The organism is Micromonospora sp. SYSU B005, assembly GCF_055362685.1.
In genome coordinates this window covers 419,542-446,326 of record NZ_JAXCFU010000001.1, presented here as the reverse complement: position 1 = coordinate 446,326, position 26,785 = coordinate 419,542, and the positions used below count along the sequence as shown (strand labels likewise).

General features: G+C 72.1%; 24 protein-coding genes. 15 read left to right on the top strand and 9 right to left on the bottom strand.

What is annotated here, in order from left to right:
* Positions 1 to 48 precede the first annotated feature (48 nt).
* From SM452_RS02060 to SM452_RS02050, 3 genes are all read left to right on the top strand, one after another.
* Positions 49 to 996 carry an NUDIX domain-containing protein gene (locus SM452_RS02060; RefSeq protein ID WP_091426217.1) on the top strand — a complete coding sequence of 316 codons (948 nt, stop codon included), beginning with the start codon at positions 49 to 51 and terminating at the stop codon, positions 994 to 996.
* A gap of 132 nt (positions 997 to 1,128) precedes the next feature.
* Positions 1,129 to 2,040: an NUDIX hydrolase gene (locus SM452_RS02055; RefSeq protein WP_402807976.1), complete on the top strand. Its 912-nt coding sequence runs from the start codon at positions 1,129 to 1,131 to the stop codon at positions 2,038 to 2,040.
* A 345-nt stretch (positions 2,041 to 2,385) separates the two neighbouring features.
* Positions 2,386 to 3,300: a CDP-alcohol phosphatidyltransferase family protein gene (locus SM452_RS02050; protein ID WP_262015825.1), complete on the top strand. Its 915-nt coding sequence runs from the start codon at positions 2,386 to 2,388 to the stop codon at positions 3,298 to 3,300.
* 57 nt (positions 3,301 to 3,357) lie between these two features.
* Here SM452_RS02050 and SM452_RS02045 read toward each other — a convergent pair whose 3' ends face one another.
* The 3 genes from SM452_RS02045 to SM452_RS02035 all read right to left on the bottom strand — a co-directional run bounded on the left by SM452_RS02045 (position 3,358) and on the right by SM452_RS02035 (position 7,077).
* On the bottom strand, positions 3,358 to 4,605 hold the full coding sequence (locus SM452_RS02045) for a phosphatidylserine decarboxylase (RefSeq protein ID WP_355506291.1): 1,248 nt from the start codon (positions 4,603 to 4,605) through the stop codon (positions 3,358 to 3,360).
* Positions 4,606 to 4,759: 154 nt separating this feature from the next.
* Complete coding sequence (locus SM452_RS02040) at positions 4,760 to 5,179, bottom strand: hypothetical protein (protein ID WP_262015827.1); 420 nt, start codon at positions 5,177 to 5,179, stop codon at positions 4,760 to 4,762.
* Positions 5,176 to 7,077, bottom strand: coding sequence for a PspC domain-containing protein (locus SM452_RS02035; RefSeq protein ID WP_463839209.1), 1,902 nt, complete (start codon positions 7,075 to 7,077; stop codon positions 5,176 to 5,178). Before SM452_RS02035 ends, SM452_RS02040 begins: the two co-directional genes overlap by 4 nt.
* A 178-nt stretch (positions 7,078 to 7,255) precedes the next feature.
* Here SM452_RS02035 and SM452_RS02030 point away from each other — a divergent pair, with 178 nt between their 5' ends.
* From SM452_RS02030 to SM452_RS02000, 7 genes are all read left to right on the top strand, one after another.
* Positions 7,256 to 8,506 carry an ATP-binding protein gene (locus tag SM452_RS02030; protein WP_262015874.1) on the top strand — a complete coding sequence of 417 codons (1,251 nt, stop codon included), beginning with the start codon at positions 7,256 to 7,258 and terminating at the stop codon, positions 8,504 to 8,506.
* A 1-nt stretch (position 8,507) separates the two neighbouring features.
* A complete protein-coding gene (locus tag SM452_RS02025) occupies positions 8,508 to 9,185 on the top strand; it encodes a response regulator (protein ID WP_030501521.1) in 678 nt (225 codons plus the stop codon).
* 588 nt (positions 9,186 to 9,773) lie between these two features.
* Positions 9,774 to 11,417 carry a peptide ABC transporter substrate-binding protein gene (locus tag SM452_RS02020; RefSeq protein ID WP_463839208.1) on the top strand — a complete coding sequence of 548 codons (1,644 nt, stop codon included), beginning with the start codon at positions 9,774 to 9,776 and terminating at the stop codon, positions 11,415 to 11,417.
* A gap of 144 nt (positions 11,418 to 11,561) precedes the next feature.
* A complete protein-coding gene (locus tag SM452_RS02015; protein ID WP_302905361.1) occupies positions 11,562 to 12,488 on the top strand; it encodes an ABC transporter permease in 927 nt (308 codons plus the stop codon).
* Positions 12,489 to 12,563: 75 nt separating this feature from the next.
* Complete coding sequence (locus SM452_RS02010; RefSeq protein ID WP_302905360.1) at positions 12,564 to 13,547, top strand: ABC transporter permease; 984 nt, start codon at positions 12,564 to 12,566, stop codon at positions 13,545 to 13,547.
* 25 nt (positions 13,548 to 13,572) lie between these two features.
* Positions 13,573 to 14,601, top strand: coding sequence for an ABC transporter ATP-binding protein (locus tag SM452_RS02005; protein ID WP_463839382.1), 1,029 nt, complete (start codon positions 13,573 to 13,575; stop codon positions 14,599 to 14,601).
* Entirely contained in the window at positions 14,594 to 15,610 is a 1,017-nt protein-coding gene (locus SM452_RS02000) for an ABC transporter ATP-binding protein (protein WP_135242002.1), read from the top strand. The genes SM452_RS02005 and SM452_RS02000 overlap by 8 nt, the downstream gene beginning before the upstream one ends.
* A 73-nt stretch (positions 15,611 to 15,683) precedes the next feature.
* Here the strand turns inward: SM452_RS02000 and SM452_RS01995 are convergent, their stop codons facing one another.
* The gene (locus SM452_RS01995; RefSeq protein WP_135242001.1) at positions 15,684 to 16,037 is read right to left on the bottom strand and encodes a chorismate mutase; all 354 of its coding nucleotides are present in this window, start codon (positions 16,035 to 16,037) and stop codon (positions 15,684 to 15,686) included.
* Positions 16,038 to 16,327: 290 nt separating this feature from the next.
* Between SM452_RS01995 and pcrA the strand changes: the two genes are divergently transcribed.
* Positions 16,328 to 18,775, top strand: coding sequence for a DNA helicase PcrA (gene pcrA, locus SM452_RS01990; RefSeq protein WP_262015831.1), 2,448 nt, complete (start codon positions 16,328 to 16,330; stop codon positions 18,773 to 18,775).
* A gap of 61 nt (positions 18,776 to 18,836) precedes the next feature.
* Here the strand turns inward: pcrA and SM452_RS01985 are convergent, their stop codons facing one another.
* Complete coding sequence (locus SM452_RS01985) at positions 18,837 to 19,604, bottom strand: M23 family metallopeptidase (protein WP_262015832.1); 768 nt, start codon at positions 19,602 to 19,604, stop codon at positions 18,837 to 18,839.
* A 251-nt stretch (positions 19,605 to 19,855) separates the two neighbouring features.
* The gene (locus SM452_RS01980) at positions 19,856 to 20,566 is read right to left on the bottom strand and encodes a M23 family metallopeptidase (protein ID WP_262015833.1); all 711 of its coding nucleotides are present in this window, start codon (positions 20,564 to 20,566) and stop codon (positions 19,856 to 19,858) included.
* A 403-nt stretch (positions 20,567 to 20,969) separates the two neighbouring features.
* Between SM452_RS01980 and SM452_RS01975 the strand changes: the two genes are divergently transcribed.
* The 3 genes from SM452_RS01975 to sucD all read left to right on the top strand — a co-directional run bounded on the left by SM452_RS01975 (position 20,970) and on the right by sucD (position 23,896).
* Positions 20,970 to 21,374: a cobalamin B12-binding domain-containing protein gene (locus SM452_RS01975; protein WP_013288515.1), complete on the top strand. Its 405-nt coding sequence runs from the start codon at positions 20,970 to 20,972 to the stop codon at positions 21,372 to 21,374.
* Positions 21,375 to 21,827: 453 nt separating this feature from the next.
* Complete coding sequence (gene sucC / locus SM452_RS01970) at positions 21,828 to 23,006, top strand: ADP-forming succinate--CoA ligase subunit beta (RefSeq protein WP_135241995.1); 1,179 nt, start codon at positions 21,828 to 21,830, stop codon at positions 23,004 to 23,006.
* A gap of 2 nt (positions 23,007 to 23,008) precedes the next feature.
* Positions 23,009 to 23,896, top strand: coding sequence for a succinate--CoA ligase subunit alpha (gene sucD / locus SM452_RS01965; RefSeq protein ID WP_262015834.1), 888 nt, complete (start codon positions 23,009 to 23,011; stop codon positions 23,894 to 23,896).
* A 53-nt stretch (positions 23,897 to 23,949) separates the two neighbouring features.
* On the opposite strand, the gene SM452_RS01960 is transcribed toward sucD, so the two are convergent.
* Entirely contained in the window at positions 23,950 to 24,219 is a 270-nt protein-coding gene (locus SM452_RS01960) for a DUF4190 domain-containing protein (RefSeq protein WP_135241993.1), read from the bottom strand.
* A 158-nt stretch (positions 24,220 to 24,377) separates the two neighbouring features.
* Between SM452_RS01960 and SM452_RS01955 the strand changes: the two genes are divergently transcribed.
* Positions 24,378 to 25,664, top strand: coding sequence for a cell division protein PerM (locus tag SM452_RS01955; protein ID WP_463839207.1), 1,287 nt, complete (start codon positions 24,378 to 24,380; stop codon positions 25,662 to 25,664).
* A gap of 73 nt (positions 25,665 to 25,737) precedes the next feature.
* Here the strand turns inward: SM452_RS01955 and SM452_RS01950 are convergent, their stop codons facing one another.
* Together SM452_RS01950 and SM452_RS01945 are read right to left on the bottom strand one after the other, a co-directional pair.
* Positions 25,738 to 26,292: a DUF4190 domain-containing protein gene (locus SM452_RS01950; RefSeq protein WP_262015836.1), complete on the bottom strand. Its 555-nt coding sequence runs from the start codon at positions 26,290 to 26,292 to the stop codon at positions 25,738 to 25,740.
* Positions 26,293 to 26,327: 35 nt separating this feature from the next.
* Positions 26,328 to 26,621 (bottom strand): CD225/dispanin family protein, encoded by a 294-nt coding sequence (locus SM452_RS01945; RefSeq protein ID WP_194801347.1) that lies wholly within the window; start codon positions 26,619 to 26,621, stop codon positions 26,328 to 26,330.
* Between the last annotated feature and the right edge of the window lie 164 nt (positions 26,622 to 26,785).

Genomic DNA, 26,785 nt, shown 5'->3' with positions numbered 1-26,785 from the left:
CTGACTCTTTTCGATGTCGGTAACCCGCTCCGGGGAGAATTTGCTCCCGTGACCACCTCGCTGGAGCCGCTCCGCAGGATCGCGGCATACGCAGTTTGTGCTGATTCAAACGGCCGAGTGTTGCTGGTCCGCGCATCGGAGCGCTCCGGCACCCCCGGCACCTGGTCGCTCCCCGGAGGCGCGGTCGACCACGGTGAGGACCCCAAACACACAGTCGTCCGGGAGACCGCGGCCGAGACCGGGCTCTCGGTGGCGGTCGCCGGCCTCCAGGACGTGCTCGCCGACATGCGGGCGCTGCCCGAGCGGCGCATCACGATCCACACCGACCGGCTGCTCTACACCGTGTCGGTCCGGGGCGGGACGCTCACCGAGCGGGTCGACCGGCCGACCGACCTGGCCCGCTGGTTCACCCTCGACGAGGCCCGGGAGCTTCCGCTGCGGTCGTTCACCGCACGTGCCCTGGGCCTGCCCACCTCCACCGACGACATCGTGCCGGAGGAGGTGCCCGAGTTCCCCTCGTTCTACGCCGTCCCCGGCCCGGACGGGCTGCACCGGGCGCAGCGCTTCGCCGCGTACGCGGTGGTGACAGACCCGGAGGAGCGCGTACTGCTGACCCGGGTGTCCGACGGCTATCCGGGCGCCGGCTGCTGGCACCTGCCCGGCGGCGGCACCGACTACGGCGAGCAGCCGGGCGCGGCGCTGATCCGCGAACTGGTCGAGGAGACCGGTCAGACCGGCCGCCTGGTCGAGCTGCTCGGGGTGGCCAGTCACCGGGACGCCGCCTCGCTCGGCCCGGAGGGCTACCCGATCGACTGGCACGGCGTACGCGCCTTCTACCGGGTGGTGGTCGACCAGCCCGCACCGCCCACCGTGGCCGACGTCGGCGGCTCCACCTGCGAGGCCCGCTGGTTCCGCCGCGAGGAACTCGGCGCCCTCCCCACCGACCGCCTCACCGAGGTGACGGCCGAAGCAGTCCAGGCCGCCCACCTCCTCTAACCTCCCACCCCGGGCCTCCACCCGGCCCCCACCCCGGCGATCATGAAGTTGACGGCGCGAAATGTCCGCCTCGGTACCGCTAACCTCATGATCGACGGAGTGGGGCGCTCGGGTGCGGGGGAGTGGTGCGGGGTGGAACAGCTGCGGCGGGTCGGGGCCTACGGGGTGCTGCGGGACTCCGAGGGGCGGGTGTTGCTGGCGCGTGGCTCGGCGAAGTGCCCGTACCCGGGGGTGTGGCAGCTGCCCGGTGGCAGCGTCGAGCACGCGGAGCACCCGGCCGACACCGTGGTACGCGAGTTCGCCGAGGAGACCGGCCTGACCGTGGCGCCCGGCGCGATCCGGGCCGCGGTGGCCGACGTGGCCGCGTTCGCCGACCTGGGGATCGCGCTGCACACCGATCGGCTGATCTTCGAGGTGGAGGCGCGCGGCGGGCGGCTGCGGCCCGAGCCGGCCGGTGGCAGCGACGAGGTCGGCTGGTTCGCCCCCGAGGAGGCCGCCACCCGGGCGCTGATGCCGTTCACCGCCGAGCTGCTCGGCCTGCCGGTGACTCCGCTGCCGACCGGCCTGCCCCGGGCGCTGCCCGGCGGACCGGCCGGGCCGTCCGTCGACCGCCGGCAGCGCTTCGCCGCGTACGGGCTGGTCACCGACCCGGCCGACCGGGTGCTGCTCACCATGATCGCCGACGGGTATCCGGGCGCGGGCCGCTGGCACCTGCCCGGGGGTGGCACCGACCACGGCGAGCAGCCGGCCGCCGGGCTGCTGCGCGAGCTGGTCGAGGAGGCCGGGCAGCTGGGCCGGGTGGTCGACCTGATCGCCGTGGACAACCTGCACAACCCGGCCGCGCTCGGCCCGGAGGGCCGCCCGCTGGACTGGCACGGCGTCCGGGTGATCTACCGGGTACGGGTGGACGCGCCGACCGACGCGGTGGTGACCGAGCTGGCCGGCGGCTCGACCGCGCGGGCCGCCTGGTTCGCCAGGGAGCAGGTCGCCGGTCTGTCGATGACCGACGTGGCGGCCCGGGCCACCGGGCAGCGGGTGAGCTGAATCGCTCGCCGAGCCGCCCTGGGTGACCTCCGGTACAGTCGGAAGTACGGCTGACCGACGAAAACGGGCGTTGAGGCCCGAGATGGGAATGAGTGGGCGGTTCGCGCGGTTAAGGGAGATATAAGTACCGCCGGCAGCTATCGCCAAGCCCCTGTCCCCTGTGCAATGGTGTACTCCGCAAAAGGGCTGCCGGACCCGAAAGGTCCGGCACGAGACAGCCGGACACCCGCCCCGCCGTGGGCGGCCAGCCGATCCGGTGATGGAGGAAACGTGCCGAGAGCCCCATGGCGCCGGCGTCGTACGACTGACAGTCCGCGCCCCGCAGGGCGTCGCTGGGCGGGCAGGTTGCGCCGCAGCAGCACGTTCGCCCGCCAGGTGCTGCTGGTCCGGGTGGGCCGCCGGGACGGCGCGGCCGTCTCGGGGACCGACCTGGTCACCCCCGACCACCGTTACTCCGACCGTCAGCGCATCCGCTACGGCCGGCTCGACACCGACATCGAAGCGGTACGCCCGGTGAGCCCGGCGCTCGCCCCCGCCGCCCCGGTCGACGACGAGTCCCCGGCGATGTCGATCCCGCTCCTGCCGGGTGAGCGCACCGCCGCCCGCCGGGCCAAGTTCGCGCTCGTCAACGCGTGCACGCTGAGCAGCCTCATGCTCGGCATGCTGGCCATCTTCCTGGCCATGCGCGGTGACGTGCAGCTCGCCGCGATCTGCCTGATCGCGTGCGTCGCGTTCGACGGCCTCGACGGTGCGCTGGCCCGCAAGCTCGGCGTGGCCAGCCCGTTCGGCGCGCAGATGGACTCGCTCGCCGACATGTGCTCGTTCGGCCTCGCCGCGCCGGTAGTGGTCTACGCCTCGCTGGCCGGTTCGGTGCCCCCGGCGGCCGCCGCGGTCTCCTGCGCGCTCGTCGCCGCCTGCGCGGCGATCCGGCTCGCCCGGTTCAACGTCTCGCCGAAGGACGGCCGCTTCTTCTGCGGCGTGCCGACCACCATGGCGGCGGCGGTGCTCGCCCTGACCGTGGCGATCGGCGTGCCGGTCCCCGGCCTGGTCATGGTGGCCGGCGTGGCGCTGCTCGCCTTCGCCATGGTGTCCAGCTTCCCGTACGCGAAGCTCGCCCGGCTGCTGAAGCTGCCGCCGTGGCTCTGGCTGGCCCCGGTGATCGGCGCGCTCGTCGACATCCGGCTCACCTTCGCGTTCGTGGTGGTGGGCTACCTGGTCAGCGGGCCGCTGCTCTGGCTGCACCAGCGCCGTACCGCCTGATCCGAGAACGACAGAAGGGGCGCCGCTGCAGCGGCGCCCCTTCTTCGTGTCCGGCGCTCAGCGCCAGCGGGCGATCACCGTCGCGCCGCCGACCACCTTGTCGCCCGGACCGACCAGCGGGTCCGCGGCGTCGGCCGGCAGGTAGACGTCGGTACGCGAGCCGAACCGGATCAGGCCGAAGCGCTCACCCCGGGCCAGCAGCGAGCCGACTGGCGCCCGCTGCACGATCCGGCGGGCGATCAGCCCGGTGCGCTGCGCCACCACGACGGTGCCGTGGTCGGTGTCCAGCACCGTGTACGCCGCCACGTTGTGCTCGGCGTCCGGCTTCATGGCGTTGACGAAGCCGCCGTCGGCGACGAAGTAGTCGACCACCTTGCCGGCCACCGGGGAGCGGTTGACGTGCACGTCCAGCACCGACAGGAACACCGCGATCCGCAGCCACTCGCCGTCACCGAAGCGCTCGTCCTGCAGGCGCTGCACGGACAGCACCTGACCGTCCGCCGAGGCGACCACCGCCGACGGGTCCTCCGGCACGTCCCGCTCCGGGTCGCGGAAGAACGCGGCCACCGGCGCGGCGGCCAGCGCCGGCAGCAGCCAGAGCTTCGACTTCGGCCGCGCGGCCCGGGCCAGGGCGGCCAGGCCGAGCGTGATGCCCGCCGCGGCCACGCCGTTGGAGTCGATGTGCATGCCCCGGGTCAGCGGCACGCTCGACGGCCGGTACGCCGGGGACAGCGAGGCCGCGAGCGCCACCGGCGCCGGGGTGAACCGCAGGTGGTGCACGCGTACCGGCGGGGTGTTGCGCAGCACCAGGTCGCTGCGTACGCCGTGCAGCACGCCCTGCCGGTCCAGTTCGCCGTCGGCGCCCCCGGTGCGGAACAGCGGCGCGGCGACGCTCAGCACCGCGCCCTCGGCCAGGTATTTCGCCAGCCCGTCGATCGCGACGCGCGCCTCGTCCGCGGTGCCGGTGAACGGCTCGGCGACGACCACCACCGCGGCGGCGTCCGCCTCGGCAAGGGTGTCGACCACGCGTACCCGGTCGGCGACCCAGCGGCCCTGCGCGGTGACGTGGTCGCGCAGCGCGGCCGCCGCGGCGCCCTCCGCCGGCACCACGGTGAGCCGGTCGCCGGGCAGCAGTGCCTCGATCGCGGCGGCCAGCACCGCGGACTCCGGGGTCGCGCCGACCAGCAGGCCGGCCTTCGGGTCGTTACGCCGGGCGAACTCGCTGACGAGCGTGCGGGCGGCGCGCTCGCCGATGCGGACCGCACCGGTGGGACCGGTGACACGCACGGCGGGGGACTGGGTCATGTCGGACGGGCTCCTGACGAGATAGCGAACGGACGGGGCGGCTCCGGCGACCCGACCGGCGGCTCCGGCATGGTCGGGGGCGGGGCCGGCCGGCGGAGGCGAGATCTCCGCCGACCAGCATAGGCCGCGTCCGAAGGGCGCCGCAGTGGCGCGGTCAGGCCGGATCCCCCGGTGTACGGCGTTGTGGAGCCGCCTCGTCGGCCGGTGGATCGAGCGCCGGCAGTTCGCGGGTGGCCGGTTCCGCGGAGTCCGTGGTGGCCTCGGTGGCCCACTCGTCGGCGCCGTCGGTCGTCCCCGTGCCGTCGGGCGTCTCCGGGCCGGCGGCGGGGGAGCCGTACGGCGCCGAGACCGTGACGTCCGGCGTGGGCGGCGTCGCGGGTTGCTCCGGTGCGCGACCCGAGCGCAGCGCGCCGATCAGTCCGAGGAGGCCGATCAGCACCAGCCCACCAGCCAGGAACCAGCCGACCGGGGGTACGGAGAGACCGAGGATCCGGGCCAGCAGCCACCAGACGGACAGACCGAGGAAGACGAGTCCGAAAGCGAACGACACGACGTCGGTACGGTGTGCCTTCACCGGGTCACCTCCAGCTTGCCGGCGTTCACGTGGACGAAGAGGCGCAGCTTGCCCCCACCGGGACCGTCGGCGCCGACGTCGGTGGTCTCCCACTGACGACCACCGAGCCCGCCGCTGCTCCGGCCGAAGACGGTGGCGTCGCCGGCGTTCACGTCGGCCACCGTGGTCACGTCGACGTCCGGCGGTACGACCACTGTCGCGTTGCCGAGGTTCACGTCGACCGTCACCTGCACGTCCTGCTTGTCGAAGTCGATCCCGCGCAGGTCGAGCGTGGCGTCACCGAGGTTGTTCTCGTACCGGTTCGCCAGGTCGCGCAGGTCGGTCGGGGCCCAGGTGACGTTGCCGTCGATGCCGCGTACCCGGTCGTAGGACTCGGCGACCGTGGCGATGCCGAGCGCCGCCGCGGTCACCAGGCCCAGGGCGATCAGCCAGCGCGCCCGGCCGAACCAGGTGCCGACGAGCAGGCCGAGGCCGATGGTCGCGAGCACCGCGGCGAAGTAGCCGGCGGCACCGACCGGGAAGACGTCGAGCAGGTCGAGCATCGCCACCACGCCGAGCGCCAGGAAGATCAGCGAGAACGTGATCGCGCCGAGCGCCGAGCGCTCCTTGGGCCGCTTCGGCGGTCGCGGCGGCCGTACCGGTGGCGGGACGGGCGGCGATCCGGCGTAGGGGCCGTGCGGGGCGAACGGCGGCCGGTACCCGCCGGGCGGCAGCGGTGCGCCCACCGGCGCGGGCGGCGGCACGGCGGCCGGCTCGTCCAGCCGGGCACCGGCGTCGCGCGCGCCCGGCCAGGCCGGGTCTCCGCCGTACGCGGGCCAGGCGGCGGTGTCGGCGACCGGCCCGGTCACGTGCCGCATCCCTACCGTCGTCGGCTCGGACGGGCCCGGCCGGGTGCCTGCCGCGGCGGGCCAGCCCGGCGCCGGCAGCGTCGGGTAGCCGGTAGCGGGCCCGGAGGGGCCCGGCTCGCGCTCCGTGTCGGATGTGACCGGGTGCCCCGGCTCGGAACCGGGCTCGGGCGAGGACGCCGGGGGGTAACCGGGCTCGGGCGAGGACGCCGGCGGGTAGCCCGGCTCGGCGGCGGGCGCCGGGGAGGCGGGCGCCGGGGGATAGCCCGGCTCGGGCCGGCCGGCCGGGGGGTAGCCGGGCTCGGCGGGCAGGCCGCCGGACGGCGCTGCCCCAGGGTGTGCCGGTCCGGCGGGCGTGCCGGTCCACGGTGCCGCGGGGGGAGCCGCGGTCCACGTACCCGGCGCCGGGGCCGGCGGCGCGGGCCAGGCCACCGGCGGCACCGGACCCGGCGGGGGACCGTGCGGCGGCACCGGCTGAGCCGGCCGCTGCGCCGGGCCGCGCTGCTCGCGGTTGAGCAGGAGCGCGCCGCCGATCAGGATCACCGCGCCGAGCAGGATCGCCCGGAACCCGTCCGTGACCACGTAGGCGAAGCCGAGCGCCACCACGATGCCGAGCACGATCACCGTGATCGGCGACATGCTGGAGCGGCCCCGGCCGAGCATGGCCTCCACCGGGGAGGCGGTGTCGCCCTCACCGGGGATGATCAGCCAGCCGGCGACGTACACGATGATGCCGATGCCGCCGAAGAAGCCGAGCACGGCCAGCAGCACGCGCCACAGCACCGGATCGGTGTTCGTGGCCCGGCCGATGGCGGCGCACACCCCGGCCAGGTAGCGGCCCTCGCGGGGGCGTACCAGGCCGTACCGGGTGGTGAAGCCGGCGGCGCCGGGCGGTGGGGCGTACCCACCGGGTGGTGGACCGGCGAACGGCGTGCCGCCGCCGGGCGGCGGGCTCGCCTGGTCGGTGGTGGGCGCCGCTCCCGGCGGGGGCGGCGGCGGGGCGTCCTGTGCTGCCGCCCAGGGGCGGGGCGGACGGGCAGCGTCCTCGTTCATGCCTTCGATACTGCTGCCCCGGCCGCCCGAGCAGCCTCCGGACCCGACCCTGACCCCACCCTGAGATCCACCGCCGGTGAAACTCCGGGGCGTCCCCGTGGTCCGAGGCGTCGTAACCGTGTGACGATCTGAGCGTCGGCGCGCCGCCGGCACATCCGCCTCGACCTGGGAGCCTCCGATCAGCAGCACCCCCGCCCCGCACGCCCCGCGTCTCTACCGGGCCACCGAGCACCGGCTGGCCGCCGGCGTGGCCGCGGGCATCGCCGAGCACCTGGGCATCCCGGTGCTGCGGGTCCGCGTGGCGTTCATGGTGCTGCTCGGGCTGAGCGGGCTCGGGCTGCTGCTCTACGCCGCCTTCTGGGCGGTGGTCCCGCCCCGCCCCGGCGACACCGCCGCCCCGCCCCGCCGCGACCTGGCCCAGCTGCTGCCGTTCGTGGTGATCGGGCTCGGCGTGCTGCTGCTCCAGGTGGTGGCGTTCAACTCGGTGGGCGCGGCCGGCACCGCCGGCTGGCTGGTCGCGATCATCGCGGTCGGCGCGGGCGTCATCTGGCACCAGGCCGCCCCGGAGCGCCGCCGGCAGTGGGGCGACTCGGCGGTGCCCTGGCTGGGCGCGGTGGTGGAGGAGAGCGACAGGCGCGCGTTCGTGCTGCGCTTCATCGGCGGCGGCGTGCTCGTCGCGGTCGGCATCATCGGCGTGGCCGCCGTCTACTCGCCGTCACAGAACTTCGACGCGGTGCTCAACGGCGTGATCTTCGCGCTGGTCGGGCTGGCCGGCGTGGGTGTGGTCACCGGTCCGGTGCTCTGGCGCACCTGGAACCAGCTCCGCTCCGAGCGGGAGGGCCGCATCCGGGAGCAGGAGCGCGCCGAACTGGCCGCGATGGTGCACGACCAGGTGCTGCACACGCTGGCCCTGATCCAGCGCAACGCCAGCGACGTCAAGACGGTGCAGCGGCTGGCCCGCGGTCAGGAGCGCTCGCTGCGCAACTGGCTCTACAAGCCGACCGCCTCGCCCACCGAGCGCTTCGCGGCCGCGCTGGAGCAGGCCGCCGCCGAGGTGGAGGACACGTTCGCCATCACCGTCGAGGTGGTGGTGGTCGGCGACCGGGAGACCGACGAGCGGGTGGGCGCGATCGTGGCCGCCGGCCGGGAGGCCCTGGTCAACGCGGCCCGGCACGCCGGTGTGCAGACCGTCTCGCTGTACGCCGAGGTGGAGCCGGAGCAGGTGAGCGTGTTCGTCCGGGACCGGGGCAAGGGCTTCGACCCGGATACGGTGGAGAATCACCGGCACGGCGTCCGGGGCTCGATCATCGGACGGATGAAGCGGCACGGCGGCCGGGCGGAGATCCGGTCCGAGCCGGGGGAAGGGACCGAGGTCCGGCTGATCCTGCCGATCAGCGGCTCCGGCTCCACGGCGGAAAGGGACAAGTGACATGTCCGAGCAGGAACCGGTCGAGGGTACGGCGCCGCGCGGGCCGCTGCGGGTGTTCCTCGTCGACGACCACGCGATGTTCCGGGCCGGCGTCCGCGCCGAGCTGGGGGCGCGGGTGGAGGTGGTCGGCGAGGCCAGCTCGGTGGCCGAGGCGGTGACCCGGATCGCGGCCACCGCGCCGGACGTGGTGCTGCTCGACGTGCACATGCCCGACGGCGGCGGCCGCGCGGTGCTGGAGGCGATGCGGCGTACCCACCCGCAGGTGCGGTTCCTGGCCCTGAGCGTGTCCGACGCGGCCGAGGACGTGATCGGCCTGATCCGCGCCGGTGCGCGGGGGTACGTCACGAAGACGATCTCGCCGGAGGAGCTGACCGACGCGATCCGGCGGGTGGCCGACGGCGACGCCGTGTTCAGCCCGCGGCTGGCCGGGTTCGTGCTCGACGCGTTCGCCTCCCGGCCGGACGCGCCGGTGGCCGATCCCGAGCTGGACCAGCTCACCAACCGCGAGCGCGAGGTGCTGCGGCTGCTCGCCCGGGGGTACGCGTACAAGGAGATCGCCAAGGAGCTGTACATCTCGATCAAGACGGTCGAGACGCACGTCTCCAACGTGTTGCGCAAGCTCCAGATGTCGAACCGGTACGAGCTGTCCCGCTGGGCCGCCGACCGCCGGCTGGTCTAGGACTCCACGCCGATCCCCGGGGGCGGGGCCTCGGCGGCCTCGTACCCCAGGGGCCCCGCTGGTGCCCGCTCAGTCGGCATGGCATCATCCGGACGGACAAAAAACGCCGCAGTCGTGCGCCCGTGAGAGACGCCGAGGTCGGCGCGGTGAACGTCACAGCCCTGCGCGTCGCAGGGACGTCTGTCGACCCCTCTGTGCCCGTCTTGCCTGTTCAGGGCCCTATCGTCCGTGCGCTTTGTGATCTTTTCTCAAGTATCGGCAACGTGGCGACCAACTAACGGCTTGATAACGGCACCTTCACGGAAAGGGCCGGTTGGTGTCACAGTGGCAGCACCTCACCCCCCGGTGTGAGGCATCTCGACGGGCCTGCCGACCACGTGACGCCGCCATCAGCGCCGCTACGTGGCCGACGGCCCTGCGCGATGTCTCGTCCAGGGTGTGGCGCCCGGCGGATCGGTACCCCTGGGGTGTCCCGAATTCCTCTGCGGTAAACCGGCGTCCTGCGGTTCGGGTCGCCGGTGGTGTCACCCCCAAAGACGTGCGTGAAACTCACGACGGAACCAGGTTAGAAAGAGGAGGCCCCTCGGAATGAGAGTCTCGAAGCGGGCGAGCGGCGCGCTCGCGGTGGGCGCGGCATTCGCGCTCGTCGCGTCCGGCTGCTCCAGCGGGAACAACGACGGTGGCGACGCCGGCGCCAGCAAGGACGGCGCCATCGTCATCGACGGCACCCAGCCGGAGAACCCCCTGGTTCCGGCGAACACCACCGAGACCGGTGGCGGCAAGATCATCGACTGGGTGTGGAGCGGCCTGGTCGAGTACCCCAACAACGGTGGGGCGCCGCAGAACCTGCTCGCCGAGTCGATCGACACGAGCGACTCGAAGGTCTTCAAGATCAAGATCAAGCAGAACACCAAGTTCCACGACGGCACCACCGTCAAGGCCGAGAGCTTCGTCAAGGCCTGGAACTGGGCTGCCTACGGCCCGAACGGCGCGCAGAACGCCTCCTTCTTCTCCGACATCCAGGGCTTCGACGAGGTCTACACCGAGGACCCGGACGGCCCGGACGGCCCGAAGAAGGCCCCGGAGCCGAAGGCCAAGGAGATGTCCGGCCTGAAGGTCGTCGACGAATGGAACTTCGAGGTCACGCTCTCCGCGCCGACCGCCGTGTTCCCGACCAAGCTGGGCTACAGCGCCTTCATGCCGCTGCCGGACGCGTTCTTCTCGTCCACCCCGGCGGACTTCGGCAAGAAGCCGATCGGTAACGGCCCGGTCAAGCTCGTCTCCTGGCAGGACGACGTCGAGATCAAGCTGACCCGCTTCGACGACTACAGCCTGCGCGACAAGATGAAGATCAAGGACGTCACCGTCAAGATCTACCAGGACGACACGGCGGCGTACAACGACCTGCTCGCCGGCAACCTGGACTTCCAGCAGCAGGTTCCGGTCTCCGCGCTGGCCGGCGACAAGTGGAAGACGGACCTGGGCGAGCGCGCGATCCAGACGACCATCCCGGCGTCCGGCATCATCGCCTTCCCGATCTACGACAAGCGCTTCCAGAACCCGAAGCTGCGCAAGGCGATCTCGATGTCGATCGACCGGCAGGCGATCACCGACAAGATCTTCTTCGGTAACCGCAAGCCGGCCGACAGCTGGGCCAACCCGCTGACCCCGGGTGCCGAGCCGGGCAACTGCACCGCCTGCAAGTTCGACGTGGCCCAGGCCAAGCAGCTCCTCACCGAGGCCGGTGGCTTCCAGGGCAAGCTGACCCTGTCGTACAACGCGGACGCCAGCCACAAGGAGTGGATGGAGGCCGTCGCCCAGCAGATCAAGACCAACCTGGGCATCGACGCGGTCGCCGTCGGCGTGCCGACCTTCGCGGTCTTCCGCGCCAACATCAACGCCTACAAGATGACCGGCATGTACCGGGCCGGCTGGCAGCAGGACTACCCGGACGTGGAGAACTGGATCAACCCGCTCTACGTCACCGGTGGTTCCTCGAACGACGGCAAGTACAGCAACCCGCAGGTGGACGCCCTCGCCAAGGAGGCATCCGCGGCCCCCAGCATCGAGGAGGCCCACAAGAAGTTCGCTGAGGCCGTCAAGCTGATCGACCAGGACGTCCCCTCCGTCCCGGTCTACTTCAACGGTGAGCAGTCCGGTCACTCGGAGAAGATCAAGAAGCTTGAGCTGACCAACGTCGGTGAGCTCGACATCACCTCGGTCGAGCTCTGATCCGAACGGTCTGACCCCGGGTCGGGCTCGCCTACCGGTGAGCCCGACCCGGGGCCGTTCCGCGAGGGGGTGTACAACGGACCCCTCGCTCGTTGTCGCTGCCGCGCCGGTTCACCCGGCGCTCCCTGTCTGGAGGACCACCCCATGGGCCGTTATCTCTTGAGACGGCTGCTGCAACTCGTGCCGGTGTTCATCGGCACGACGTTCCTGATCTACTGGCTCGTCTGGTCCGTGCCTGGTGACCCCTTCGCCGGTAAGTGCGGCGACCGTGGCTGCCCGCCGAACTACCGGGCCATGATGACCGAGAAGTACCATCTCGACGATTCGATCTGGGTGCAGTACGCCAGCTACATGAAGAACCTCGCGCAGGGGGACTTCGGTATCACGTTCGGCGGTCGCGAGATCAGCGACATCATCGCCACGTCGTACCCGAACACCCTGAAGCTGGCGGTGGTCGCTCTCGCCATCGAGGCCGTGATCGGCCTCGGCGCGGGTGTCCTGACCGGTCTGCGGCGTAACGGCTTCCTGGACAACCTGGTCCTGGTCTCCACGCTCTTCCTGATCGCCCTGCCGGTCTTCGTCATCGGCTTCGTGCTGCAGTGGCTGCTCGGCGTCAAGTGGGGCATCATCAACCCGACCGTGTCCAACGAGATGCGGTTCAGCGAACTGATCGTGCCCGGGTTCGTGCTCGGCAGCGCGTCGATGGCGTACGTGGCTCGGGTGGCGCGGACGAGCATCGCCGAGAACCGGCGCGCCGACTACGTCCGCACCGCGATCGCCAAGGGCCTCCCGATGCGCCGCGTGGTGGGTGTGCACCTGCTGCGCAACTCGCTGATCCCGGTGGTCACGCTGCTCGGCACCGACCTCGGCGCCCTGATGGGCGGCGCGATCGTGACCGAGGGCATCTTCGGCATCAACGGCATCGGCCGCCAGGTGCTCCGCTCGATCGTCACCAAGGAGAGCGCTACCGTTGTCGGCATCGTGGTGGTGCTGGTGCTGGTCTATCTCGTGATGAACCTGGTGGTCGACCTGCTCTACGCCGCCCTCGACCCGAGGATCCGCTATGAGTGACCGCCGCAGCGAACGAATCGTCCCAGCAGTCTGCGCGGGTAACCACGCCCGCGCCGAGCGCAGCGAGGTGCGGGCATGAGTGACCCGAGTTCCGCGTCGATCGTGTCGACGCCGCCCGCGACCATGCCCACCGAGGCCGGGTCGGGCGCGCCCACCAACGCCGGCCTGCCGGAGAGCGCGAAGCAGCAGAAGCCGCGCGGCCTGCTCGGCGACGCCTGGATCGACCTGCGGCGCAAGCCGCTGTTCTGGATCTCGGCGACGTTCATCCTGCTGTTCCTCGTGATGGCGGCCTTCCCGTCGCTGTTCACCTCCGGAGACGCGGTCAACGGCGCGCTGGAGCGCAGCCGGGTCGAGCCGTCCTCCTCCGCCTGGTTCGGCTACGACGTGCAGGGCCGCGACGTCTACTCCCGGGTCATCTACGGCGCCCGCGCCTCGATCGTGGTGGCCGTGGTCTCCACCCTCCTGACGCTGCTTTTCGGCGGCGCGATGGGCATCATCGCCGGCTACCGCGGTGGCTGGGTGGACGCGCTGCTGTCCCGTATCGCGGACATCTTCTTCGGCCTGCCGTTCGTACTCGGCTCGATCGTCATCCTGACCACGTTCAACGGGTCCGGCAGCGACAACGGCGAGTGGACGATCATGGGCCTGGTGATCATGTCCCTGAGCGTGCTGAGCTGGCCGGTGGTGATGCGGCTGATGCGCTCCTCGGTGCTCGCCACCAAGGAGGCCGACTACATCGTCGCGGCCCGCGCCCTGGGCGCGAGCACCGGCCGGATCATCCTCAAGCACCTGCTGCCGAACTGCCTGGCCCCGCTGCTGGTGTACGGCACGATCCTGGTGGGCTCGTTCATCGGCGCGGAGGCCACGCTCTCGTTCCTCGGCATCGGCCTGAAGAACCCGGTGGTTTCCTGGGGCATCATGATCAGCGAGGCGCAGAACTACATCCGGGTCTCGCCGTTCCTGCTGTTCTTCCCCGCCGCGTTCCTCGTCACCGCCGTGCTGAGCTTCGTCATGCTCGGCGAGGCGGTCCGCGAGGCCCTCGACCCGAAGCTCCGATAGGGGAACTGAGTTGTCCGACATTCTCGTGTCCGAGCAGTCCGCGCCGGGCGCCGACGGATCCGGCCGCCCCTCGGGCCGCCTGCTCGAGGTCGACGACCTGCGGGTGGAGTTCCGCACCCGGGACGGCGTCGCCAAGGTCATCAACGGAGTCACGTACCACGTCGACGCGGGGGAGACCCTCGCCGTGCTCGGCGAGTCCGGCTCCGGCAAGAGCGTCACCGCGCAGACCATCATGGGCATCCTGGACACCCCGCCCGGCTTCGTCACCGGCGGTAAGGTCCGCTTCCACGGCAAGGACATGCTCACCATGTCCGCCGAGCAGCGGCGGCGGATCCGGGGCGAGGGCATCGCCATGATCTTCCAGGACTCGCTCTCGGCCCTCAACCCGGTTTTCACCGTCGGCTTCCAGATCGCGGAGCAGTTCCGCATCCGGCGCGGCATGAGCCGGTCGGACGCCAAGAAGCGCGCGATCGAGATGCTCGACCAGGTGAAGATCCCCAACGCCAAGGGCCGGTTCAGCAACTACCCGCACCAGTTCTCCGGCGGTATGCGGCAGCGCGCCATGATCGCCATGTCGCTGGCGCTGGACCCCGAGGTGCTGATCGCCGACGAGCCGACCACCGCGCTGGACGTGACGGTGCAGGCCCAGATCATGGACCTGCTGGGTGAACTCCAGCGGGAACGGCAGATGGGCATGATCCTGATCACCCACGACCTCGGCGTGGTCGCCGACGTCGCGGACCGGATCGCGGTCATGTACGCCGGCCGGATCGTCGAGGAAGCCGACGTCTACGACCTGTACCGCAAGCCGGGACACCCGTACACGCTCGGCCTGCTCAACTCGATCCCGCGGATGGACGAGAAGGGGCAGGAGCTCCGCACCATCAAGGGCCTCCCGCCGAACCTGATGAACATCCCCCCGGGCTGCGCGTTCAACCCGCGCTGCCCGATGGCGCAGCCGGTGTGCCGGGAGAAGGTCCCGCCGCTGCTGCAACTGGGCAGCGGCCGGGCCAGCGCCTGCCACTTCGCCGAGGAGCTGGTGAACCGTGACTGAACACATCATCGAGGTCCGTGACCTGGTCAAGCACTACCCCGTGACCCGGGGTGTGGTGTTCAAGAAGACCATCGGCCAGGTCAAGGCGGTCGACGGCGTCTCCTTCGAGCTCAAGGCCGGCGAGACGCTCGGCGTGGTCGGCGAGTCCGGCTGCGGCAAGTCGACGCTCGCCCGCGTGCTGATGAACCTGGAGAAGCCGACCTCCGGTCAGGTGCTCTACAAGGGCCAGGACATCTCCAAGCTCTCCGGTGGCGCGCTGCGGCGGCTGCGCCGGCAGATCCAGCTGGTGATGCAGGACCCGTACACCTCGCTGAACCCCCGGATGACTGTGGGTGACCTGATCGGCGAGCCGTTCGAGATCCACCCCGAGGTGGCTCCGCGCGGCAGCCGGCGCGGCAAGGTCAAGGAGCTGCTCGACCTGGTCGGCCTCAACCCGGAGCACATCAACCGCTACCCGCACCAGTTCTCCGGCGGCCAGCGGCAGCGCATCGGCATCGCCCGGGCGCTGGCGCTGCGGCCCGAGGTGATCGTCTGCGACGAGCCGGTGTCGGCCCTGGACGTCTCGATCCAGGCCCAGGTGATGAACCTGCTGGAGAAGCTCCAGGCCGAGTTCGGGCTGTCGTACGTCTTCATCGCCCACGACCTGTCCGTGGTGCGGCACCTCTCCGACCGGGTCGCCGTGATGTACCTGGGCAAGATGGTGGAGATCGGCACCGAGGACGAGATCTACGAGCGGCCGACCCACCCGTACACCCAGGCGCTGCTGTCGGCGGTGCCGGTGCCGGACCCGACCGTGCGCGAGAGCAAGGCGATCATCCGGCTCCAGGGCGACGTGCCGTCGCCGGTCAGCCCGCCCTCGGGCTGCCGGTTCCGCACCCGGTGCTGGAAGGCGCAGGACGTCTGCGCCCAGGAGGTGCCGCTGCTCCAGATCCGGCCGGGCTCGGACCACCCGAGCGCCTGCCACTTCGCGGAGAAGCGGGAGATCGTCGTCACCCACGAGGTGGCCTGATCCGTTCCGGACCGCCTGCCGGCGTCAGCTCGACGCCGGCAGGCGGTTCGTCGTATCCGGGGACGTCACCGCGTCACAGCGGGCCGCGGCCGGCGCGCAGCAGCAGGAGCGCGAGCTGCGTGCCGTCGGCGCCGAGCTCGGAGCGGAACCGCTCCAGGATCTCCCGCTCGCGGGAGAGCACCAGCCGGGTGCCGCCGGAGGCCATCCGGGTCGCGCCGACCTCCTGGGAGAGCGCGGCCCGCTCCTGCCAGAGCGCGATGAGGGTGCGGTCGATCTCGTCGATGCGCCGCCGGATCTCACCGATCCGCTCCGCCGCCGCCGCGTCGTCGGTGCCGGTCCGGGCCGCCGCGGCACCGGTCGGGTCGCCGCCGGCCGGCCGGCCGTTGCGCGCCGGGCTGCCGCTGGACTCCACCACGTCAGTCATCATCGTCGTCCCTCTCGGGGCTCGGGCCCGGTACCCGGATCCCGGAACGAAAACGCCCCGGGCTCTGAGGAGCCCGGGGCGTTTTCGTAGGTCTGTGATCAGGCGCGACCCACGGCTGCCGGACTCCCGGTGCCGTAGTAAAAAAAGGAGCGCTGATCGAACACGTCGTCGAGTATGCCGACCACCCGGGCGGGCGCGCAAGAAGACGCACCAACAGGTGAGACGTGACGGCGTGCGCGCAGCGGCGGCGCGGGCGGGGAAGTGTCCGCCCGGCGGCATAGACTCGGGCTGCGATGCATCCTCTCTTCGACATTCCCACATCCCCGCCCGCGCCGGAGTCCTCGCCCGCGCCGGAGTCCCGGCCGACCCCGCCGCGCCGTCCCGGGGGCGCCGGGTCGGATCCGGCCGCCCTCCTCGACGGCCTCAACGGCCCCCAACGGGACGCGGTGACCCACGCCGGCTCCCCGCTGCTGATCGTGGCCGGTGCCGGCTCCGGCAAGACCCGGGTGCTGACCAACCGGATCGCCTACCTGCTCGCCGCCCGCGACGTGCACCCCGGCGAGATCATCGCGATCACCTTCACCAACAAGGCCGCAGGCGAGATGAAGGAGCGGGTGGCCGCGCTGGTCGGCCCGCGAGCCCGGCTCATGTGGGTCTCCACGTTCCACTCCGCCTGCGTACGCATCCTGCGGGCCGAGCACGAGCACGCCGGCCTGAAGTCGACGTTCTCGATCTACGACGCGGACGACTCGCGCCGGTTGATGCAGATGGTCGCCCGCGAGCTGGACCTGGACCCGAAGCGCTACCCGGCCCGGGGCCTTGCCGCCCAGGTGTCGAACCTGAAGAACGAGCTGGTCGACCCGGAGGAGTTCGCCGGCCGGGCCAAAGGGCCGAACGAGCGGGCGCTGGCCGAGGCGTACACGCTCTACCAGCGGCGGCTGCGCGAGGCGCACGCGCTGGACTTCGACGACCTGATCATGACGACGGTGCACCTGCTCCAGTCGCACCCGCACGTCGCGGAGAGCTACCGGCGGCGGTTCCGGCACGTGCTCGTCGACGAATACCAGGACACCAACCACGCCCAGTACGTGCTGATCAAGGAGCTGGTCTCCGGCACCGAGGGGATCCCGCCGGCCGAGCTGTGCGTGGTCGGTGACGCCGACCAGTCGATCTACGCGTTCCGCGGCGCGACCATCCGCAACATCCTGGAGTTCGAGCGGGACTTCACCGACGCCCGCACGATCCTGCTGGAGCAGAACTACCGCTCGACCCAGACCATCCTCAACGCGGCCAACGCGGTGATCGACCGCAACACCTCGCGCAAGCCGAAGCGGCTGTGGAGCGACGCCGGGTCCGGCGAGCAGATCGTCGGGTACGTCGCCGACACCGAGCACGCCGAGGCCGACTGGGTGGCCCGGGAGATCGACCGGCTGGTCGACGACGGCGAGACCCGCCCGGGCGACGTGGCGGTGTTCTACCGCACCAACGCCATGTCCCGCGTGTTCGAGGAGGTGTTCATCCGGGTCGGCCTGCCCTACAAGGTGGTCGGCGGGGTGCGCTTCTACGAGCGCAAGGAGGTCCGCGACGCGCTCGCGTACCTGCGCGCGGTGGTGAACGACGACGACACGGTGAGCCTGCGCCGGGTCCTCAACACCCCGCGCCGGGGCATCGGCGAGCGGGCCGAGGCGTGCGTGGAGGCGCTGAGTGCCCGGGACCGCATCTCCTTCGGCGCCGCGCTGCGCCGGGCCAAGGACGCGCCGGGCATCTCGACCCGGGCGGCGAACGGCATCGCCGAGTTCGTCGCGCTGCTCGACGCGGCGCGGGAGCTGGCCGACACCGGCACCCCGGAGGAGGTGCTGGAGGCGGTGCTGACCCGCTCGGGCTACCTCGCCGAGCTGGAGGAGAGCCTCGACCCGCAGGACGCCGGCCGGGTGGACAACCTCCAGGAACTGGTGAGCGTCGCCCGGGAGTACACCGAGCGGATCGAGGCGCTCGGCGCCGACGACGAGCGGGCCACGCTCGCCGGTTTCCTGGAGCAGGTGGCGCTGGTCGCCGACGCCGACCAGATCCCTGCGTCACCGGGCTCGGCGCCTGACGGCGCCGAGGCAGACGACGCCGCGCCTCATCAGGGCGTGGTCACGCTGATGACGCTGCACACGGCCAAGGGCCTGGAGTTCCCGGTGGTCTTCCTGACCGGCCTGGAGGACGGCGTCTTCCCGCACCTGCGCTCGCTCGGCGACACCCGCGAGCTGGAGGAGGAGCGGCGGCTGGCGTACGTGGGCATCACCCGGGCCCGCCAGCGCCTCTACCTGTCCCGCGCGGTGACCCGGTCCGCCTGGGGCGCGCCCGCCTACAACCCGCCGTCGCGGTTCCTGGAGGAGCTGCCGCCGGAGCTGGTCCGCTGGGAGCGCACCGAGGGGTCGTACACCTCGTGGGGTGGCGGGGGCGGCGGCGTCGGCGGCCGGGCGGACCGCGTGGGCCGTGGTGGCTTCGCCGGCGGCACGCCGAAGGCGACCGAGCTGGCGAAGCGGCTGGGCGTGGACGCCAGCCGCCTGGCCACCGCGAGCGAGCTGAAGCAGGCCCCGAAGGTCTCGGTGGGCGACCGGGTCAACCACCAGCGGTACGGCCTGGGCCGGGTGCTGGCGGTGGAGGGTGCCGGGCCGGGCGCCCGCGCCCAGATCGACTTCGGCGACCAGACCATGTGGCTGGTGCTGCGGCACGCCCCGATCGACAAGCTCTGAACGCCGGGCGGGCCCGGTCCGGCTCGTGGCCGGGCCGGGCCCTCCTCCTGTCGTGGCGCCCTCAGCAGGCCACGTCGATGCCCCGGGCACGCAGGAACGGCGCCGGGTCGATCTGGTTCCACATCGCGCCCTGGTGCACCTCGAAGTGCAGGTGCGGGCCGGTGGAGTCGCCGGTGGAGCCCTCGTACCCGATGACCTGACCGGCCTTGACCTTGTCGCCCACGGCGACGGCGAGCCGGCTCTGGTGGGCGTAGTGGGTCAGGTAGCCGTTGTGGTGGTCGATGAAGACCGAGATGCCGTAGCCGTCGCCCACGTCACCGGCCTTGACCACGGTGCCCGCCGCGGCGGCGTGGATCGGCGTGCCGGCCGGCATGGCGAAGTCGATGCCGGCGTGCTGGGTGCCCCAGCGGGGCCCGTAGCAGGACGTGATGTCGGCGCCCTTCATCGGCACGACCCAGGTGGGCTTCTTCGCCACAGTCGTCTTCTTCGGCTTCGGCTTGGGCTTCGCGGTCGCCGTCTTCTTCGGCGCCGGGGTGGTCGCGCTCGGGCTCGGCGACGGGCTGGCCGGTACGGCGGACGGGGTGACCGGCTCACGGGCCGAACGGTCGGCGCGGGCGGCGTCGTCGGCGCGGGCCGCCACGCCGAGGTCGACGGCGGCCGGGGTGGGGTCGGACGGGGCGGTGGTGACGACCACGCCACCGATGCCGAGGCCGAGCACTGCCACCGCGCCAGTGACCACGTAGACGGTGCGCCGGGCGCGGCGCGGGCGCCGGTGCCGGGCGGGAGCGTTGTCCGGGGTGGGGCTGCTGTGCTGCACGGGATCCTTCATCGGTTTCGAGGGGCACGTGACCTCGAAATACTGGTGTCGGTGCAGGTCGCAGCGGGTATGGGGGTGCGGAGGCGGTGGCGCGTGGCCGTCGCGGCGCGTCCGGTTTTCCACCGGCCGGCCGGTTCGGGCGAAGAGACGATCTTCGGTGCGTGTGCTCTCGGTCACACTCGTCGGTGTGACGTGGCAGACATCGGCACAGACGAAACCGCCCGGACCGTGCGGTCCGGGCGGTTAAGAGGCGTTACGGAGCGTCAGGACGCGGCTGCGTCGCTGTAAACCGCCTCGACTTCGAGCTGAATGTCCACTCCGCGATCCTTGAGGAACGCCACCGGGTCCTGCGGCTGGCCCTTGACATGGATCTCCAGGTGCAGGTGGGAGCCGTAGGAGTGGCCGGTGTTGCCGACCAGGCCGAGCTGGTCGCCGGCCTTCACCTCTTGGCCCTCCTTGACCGTCACCGCGGAGGAGTGGCCGTAGATGGCCTCGCTGCCGTCGGAGTGCTGGACGATGACGGCGTAGCCGTAGCCGCCGAACCATCCGGCCTTGGTGACGGTGCCGGCGTGGACCGCCTTGTAGGGCGTGCCTTCCGGGGCGACCAGGTCGATGCCGGTGTGCAGCTTGCCCCAGCGCATGCCGTAGGGGGACTTGAAGTCGTAGCCGTGCAGTGGCAGGAGCCACGGGTCCTGCTCGGCGGCCTTGCGGTCGGAGCGGTCCGAACGGGAGGGGGCGTCCGCGCTGTCGGCACGGGCGGCGGCGTCCTGGCTGGCGACCGAGGCCTGCCGGAGTTCGTCCAGGACCGACGGGTTGACGCTCTTGGCGTCGGGGAGGGCGTTCGCGCCGATGGCGACGATGCCGGCGCCGACGAACGCGGTGGTGACCACCGCGGCGTAGCGGCTCCGCGGGGGGGTGGGTACGCGGCGGCGGCCGCGATAGCGATCGGGCTCAGACGACAGGCGCTGGCGCACGCACACCCTCCGTTGTCGGGGATCCGATGCGACTCCGGACCGTTCGGTGAAGCTCTGTCGAACCTCCGGTGTCGCGTCATCACCCGTCCGTGGACCTGATGACAACCGTGGACACGTTAGCCAACAGCCACTCCTGTCACAAGCCGAAGCGCCGAAATGCTGATTCTTTATGTCCGATTCCATCCGGCCTTGTCATATCTCGTGCCGCCAGTCGGATGGTCCGTCGACTGCCCATTCGTCGCGGACAGTGACCGAACGGCGGAGGTGTCCGGCTTTCCGCGTACCCGAGCGGGCGGTAGGGGGGACGGCTCGTATGTGGGAAGGTCCGGCCCCGCTTCCCGCCTCCGGTCCGGCCGGGTTACCGTTCGTTCAGGTCAGGAGTGCCGGTGAAAGGTGTGCGCAGATGAGCTCTCGTATCCGGGTCGTCGTCGCGAAGCCCGGCCTGGACGGCCACGACCGGGGAGCGAAGGTGGTCGCCCGTGCCCTGCGTGACGCGGGGATGGAGGTCATCTACACCGGCCTGCACCAGACGCCCGAGCAGATCGTCGAGACCGCCATCCAGGAGGACGCGGACGCGGTCGGCCTGTCGGTGCTCTCCGGCGCGCACATGACGCTGTTCAAGCGCGTCGTCGAACTGCTGACCGAGCGCGACGCGACCGACATCGTGGTGTTCGGCGGCGGCATCATCCCCGAGGCCGACATCCCGGAGCTGGAGCGGCTCGGCGTCGCGAAGATCTTCACCCCGGGTGCCACCACCGGGTCGATCGTCGAGTGGGTACGGGAGAACGTCGCCCAGCCGGTCGGCTGACCCGCCGCGTCGCCGGCGCTCGCTGTCCGGCCCCCGCGTTCCCGGCTCCGGGCACGGGGGAGGGGCCGGACGCACCCCTCACACGCCCGGCCCCTCTATGCACGATGCCCCGCCGCCACCCCTCGACCGACAGGGCATCGGCCGCTCCCGTCGCCGCGCTTGACCAGCGCGCCGACATCACACTCAACGACGCCCCCGACGGGCGGTTACGCCCCGGTCCGGAGATCCCCCGGACGGCTTACGCCCGCGCCCGCCGGTGCGGCCGTGCCCGGACCGGCCGGACGACGGCCTGTGCATTACCGCACACCCCGCACCCGCTCGGTTGCCGCCCGTTCCCATCTCGTTAGGCTGCGGCAAATGGCCTGTCTCATCTGATGACAGGCGTCAAACTGATTTTCCGAAGCTGGTGGCGGCGCGACGGCGCGCCGCGGAGACGGGACGGGACGCGCAATCGTGGACCTGTACGAGTACCAGGGGCGGGACCTGTTCGAGCGGCACGGCTTGCCCGTGCTCGCCGGCGGCGTCGCCACTACCCCGGAGGAGGCCCGCGCGATCGCCGAACGCCTCGGCGGCCGGGTGGTCGTCAAGGCGCAGGTGAAGGTCGGTGGCCGCGGCAAGGCCGGCGGCGTGAAGCTGGCCGAGGGCGCGGAGGAGACGGTGGCCCGGGCCACCGACATCCTCGGCATGGACATCAAGGGTCACACCGTCCACAAGGTCATGATCACCGTGACCGCGGACGTGGCCGAGGAGTACTACTTCTCGTACCTGCTCGACCGGGCGAACCGCACCTTCCTCTGCATCGCCAGCGTGGCCGGCGGTATGGACATCGAGCAGGTCGCGGCCGAGACCCCGGAGCGGGTCGTGAAGGCGCCGATCGACGCCAACACCGGCGTGGACGAGGCCAAGGCGCGCGAGATCGTCACCGCGGCCGGTTTCCCGGCCGAGGTCGCCGACCAGGTGGTCGAGGTCGCGGTCAAGCTGTGGCAGGCGTTCGTGGCCGAGGACGCCACGCTCGTCGAGGTGAACCCGCTGGCGACCACCAAGGACGGCAAGCTGCTGCTCCTGGACGCCAAGGTCACCCTGGACGAGAACGCCGGGTTCCGGCACCCGGACCACGAGGCCCTGGTCGACCAGGCGTCGGTGGACCCGCTGGAGCAGGCCGCGAAGGCCAAGGACCTCAACTACGTCAAGCTCGACGGCGAGGTCGGCATCATCGGCAACGGCGCGGGCCTGGTCATGTCCACGCTCGACGTGGTCGCGTACGCGGGCGAGCGGCACGGCGGCGTCAAGCCGGCCAACTTCCTCGACATCGGCGGCGGCGCGAGCGCCGAGGTGATGGCGAACGGCCTGGAGATCGTCCTGTCCGACCCGTCGGTCAAGAGCGTCTTCGTCAACGTCTTCGGCGGCATCACCGCCTGCGACGCGGTCGCCAACGGCATCGTGCAGGCGCTGGCGCTGCTGGAGCAGCGCGGCGAGAAGGCCACCAAGCCGCTCGTCGTGCGCCTCGACGGCAACAACGCCGAGGCCGGCCGGGCGATCCTCGACGGCGCGGCCAACCCGCTGATCCAGCGGGTCGACACCATGGACGGCGCGGCCGAGCGGGCCGCCGAGCTGGCAGCTGCGGGGGTCTGACAATGGCTATCTGGCTGACCAAGGACTCCAAGGTCATCGTGCAGGGGATGACCGGTTCCGAGGGTTCCAAGCACACCCGGCGGATGCTCGCCGCCGGCACCAACGTGGTCGGCGGCGTGAACCCGCGCAAGGCCGGCACCACTGTCGACTTCGACGGCACCGAGCTGCCCGTCTTCGCCTCCGTCGCGGACGCGATGAAGGAGACCGGTGCCGACGTCACCGTCATCTTCGTGCCGCCGCAGTTCACCAAGGCCGCCGTGGTCGAGGCGATCGACGCCGGCATCGACCTGGCCGTGGTGATCACCGAGGGCGTGCCGGTGCACGACACCGCCGCGTTCTGGGCGTACAACAAGGCCAAGGGCGAGCGCACCCGGATCATCGGCCCGAACTGCCCGGGCATCGCCTCACCGGGCGCGTCGAACGCCGGCATCATCCCGGCCGACATCACCGGCTCCGGCCGGATCGGCCTGGTCAGCAAGAGCGGCACGCTGACCTACCAGATGATGTACGAGCTGCGCGACATCGGCTTCTCCACCTGCGTCGGCATCGGCGGTGACCCGATCATCGGCACCACCCACATCGACGCCCTGGCCGCCTTCGAGGCGGACCCGGAGACCGACGCGATCGTCATGATCGGTGAGATCGGTGGCGACGCCGAGGAGCGGGCGGCCGAGTTCATCAAGGCCAACGTCACCAAGCCGGTGGTCGGCTACATCGCCGGCTTCACCGCCCCGCCCGGCAAGACCATGGGTCACGCCGGCGCGATCATCTCGGGCTCGGCGGGCACCGCCGACGCCAAGAAGGCGGCGCTGGAGGCGGTGGGCGTCAAGGTCGGCAAGACCCCGACCGAGACCGCCAACCTGATGCGGGAGCTCATGTCCGGCCGCTGAGCGGCCGAGCGACACGCGAGGGGCCGACCGGGCAACCGGTCGGCCCCTCGCGTTCAGCGGTACCAGTACGGGTAGTACGAGTTGCCCCGGGCGCGCACGATGGCGCTGGCGACGATGTTGATCACACCGAACGCGATGCCCAGCCAGCCGAGCAACTGCGACCTGCCGTTGCGCCGGGCGTCGCGGATCGACAGCGCGCCGAAGACGATGCCCAGGATGCCGCAGCAGAACAGGCCGAAGACGATGCCGAGGACGCCCCAGAGCGTGGTCCGGTCCCGGCCGACGGCCGGTGGTGGCGGGGGCGGCGGATACGGAGCGTGCACGGCTTCCTCCGAGCGGTCGGCACCGCGACGGGAACGGTCGCGTCTGAGGCCGAGGCTAGACCGGAACACCGCCGTGGGACCGGGGTTCGGCGAACTCGCCAGGCAACCGGCCCGGTATCGGACTGCCGTCCTTCCCGCGGCGTGCCAGAGTAGACACGATGTCACGCGTCACCCCTGACCAGCCCCGCCGTCCGGCCACCGGTCCCCCCGCCGGTGCCCGGCCGCCCGGCCGTGCCCGCCCGGCCGCGCGCGTGCCCGCGCCCCGATCGGGTGCCGAGCCCCGCAGCCGGGCGCCGCTGCCGGTCGCCGCCGGGGTGGCCGCGCTCTGGGCGGCGCTGACCTCCTGGCTGCCGGTCTCCGCCGTGCTGGGCCTCGCCCAGCTCAGCGAGGACGCCGGATCGCCCGGTGGCGCGCTCCGCGCCGGCCTGGCCGGCTGGCTGCTCGGCCACGGGGTGCCGCTGCAGACCACCGCCGGTCCGCTCGGCCTGGCGCCGCTCGCGCTCAGCGCGCTCGCCGTCTGGCGGCTCACCCGCGCCGGGGTGCACGTCAGCCGGGCCGTCGGCGCGCGCGGCGCGGGCTCGCCGCGCCAGGCGCTCACCGTCGCGGTCGCCGTCGGCATCGCGTACGCGCTGCTCGGCGCACTCGCCGCGTTCGCCGTCGACGCCGGCGGCCTGCGGGTCTCCCCGGTCACCGCCGCGCTCACGTTCGCCGCGTTCGGCGTGTCCGCCGCCCTGGTCGGCGCGCTGCGCACCACGGGTGTCTGGGCGGTGCTGGCCGAGCGCTGCCCACCGCCGGTGCGCGACGGTCTGCGTACCGGACTGGTGGCGGCGCTGCTGCTGTGCGGCGCGGGTGCCGGTGCGGCCGGGCTGGCGGTGGCCACCGGTGGCGGCGACGCGGCCGACATGATCGGGGCGTACCGGACCGGGGTGGCCGGTCAGGCGGGCATCACACTGGTCAGCCTCGCCTACGCGCCGAACGCGACCGCCTGGTCGGCGAGCTACCTGCTCGGGCCCGGGTTCGCGGTCGGCACCGACACCGCCGTCCGGACGAGCGAGGTCTCCGTGGGTGCGCTGCCGGCCGTACCGCTGCTGGCCGGCCTGCCGCGGGGCCCGATGGACGGGCTGGGTGGCGCGCTGCTCGCAGTGCCGGTGCTGGCCGCGATGGCGGCCGGCTGGCTGCTCGCCCGGCGGCTGCTGCGCGCGGCGGCCGAGGAACGGGCCGAGGTGGGCTGGCCGGCGCTGCTGCTGCCGGCCGCGCTCGCCGGACCGGTCGCGGGCGCGCTGCTGGGGCTGTTCGCGGCGGCCTCCGGCGGGTCGCTGGGCGGCGGCCGGCTGGCCGAGGTCGGGCCGTCACCGTGGGCGGTGGCCGCGGTGGCCACGCTCGTGACCGGGGTGGGCGCGGTGCTCGGCGCCGCCGCCACCCGCACGCTGACCCGCACCCGCTGACGCGCCGCCTCGGGGGCCCGCAGACGCGTCAGGGGCGCCCACCGGAAGGTGGACGCCCCTGGACGACGGACGATCAGGGCTGGGCGGGCAGGCTGACGTTTGCGACGATGCCCAGGATGATCAGGATGATGCCCAGGCCGGCGCCGATCGCGCCGCAGATCAGACCGGTCTTGGCCTGACCGTCGTTGTTGGCGAGCCCCTGCGCGGCCTTCTGACGGCCCAGGTAGCCGGTGACCGCCGCCGCGATACCCAGCGGGATGCCGAGGTAGAAGCAGCAGACCATCGGGATCGAGGCGATACCGAGGATCATGGACACGAGGCCCAGCGTGTTGTTCGGGGCCTGGCCCGCCCCGGCCGGGTAGCCGGCACCCGGGTACTGCGGCGCGGCGCCGTACGGCTGCTGCTGCGCGTACGGGTCCTGGCCGTAGGCGGGCTGACCCGAGGTGGGCTGGCCGTACGGCTGACCCGAGGTGGGCTGCTGGCCGTACTGCGGCTGCTGCCCGTACTGCGGCGGCTGGCCGTACTGCGGGGCCTGCGGCGGCTGGGCGTACGGGTCGTGCGGCTGCGCGGTCGGGTCCTGGTTCGGCTGCTGGCCGTACGGGTCCTGTCCGGGGTAACCGGGCTGCATGTCTGGGTGCTCCTCAGATCGGTTCGGGTTGTCCGTCAGTTTGTGCTGCTGCCGCCGACGAGACCAGCCAGGCCGCCGAAGAGGCAACACACCACGATGAGGCCGATCCAGACCAGGCCGACGATGAGGGCCCACTTGGACCACTTCTTGGACTCGGCCGCGGCGGCCTGGGCGCCGGCGTAGTCACCCTGCTGGATCAGCGGGTTGACCTTCGACGCGTTGATGATGGCCGGGATCGCGAGCGGCCAGAACAGGAAGATCGCGACGATGGACATCGTCATGTTGTTGTCGATCTGCTGCGGCTGCTGCGGGGGGTATCCGGGCTGCATGGAGGTACTCCTCGGTCCGACGGCACGCGGCGTGCCGGATTCTTCGTGGGGGTGCGGGCCGGGCGCGAGGCCGGACACCGGGCGACCGGCAGCGTACCGCGATCACGCCACCCGGGAGGTCAACCGATGAGCCGCCGCCCCGCGGCCGGGCCGCCTGACCTGCC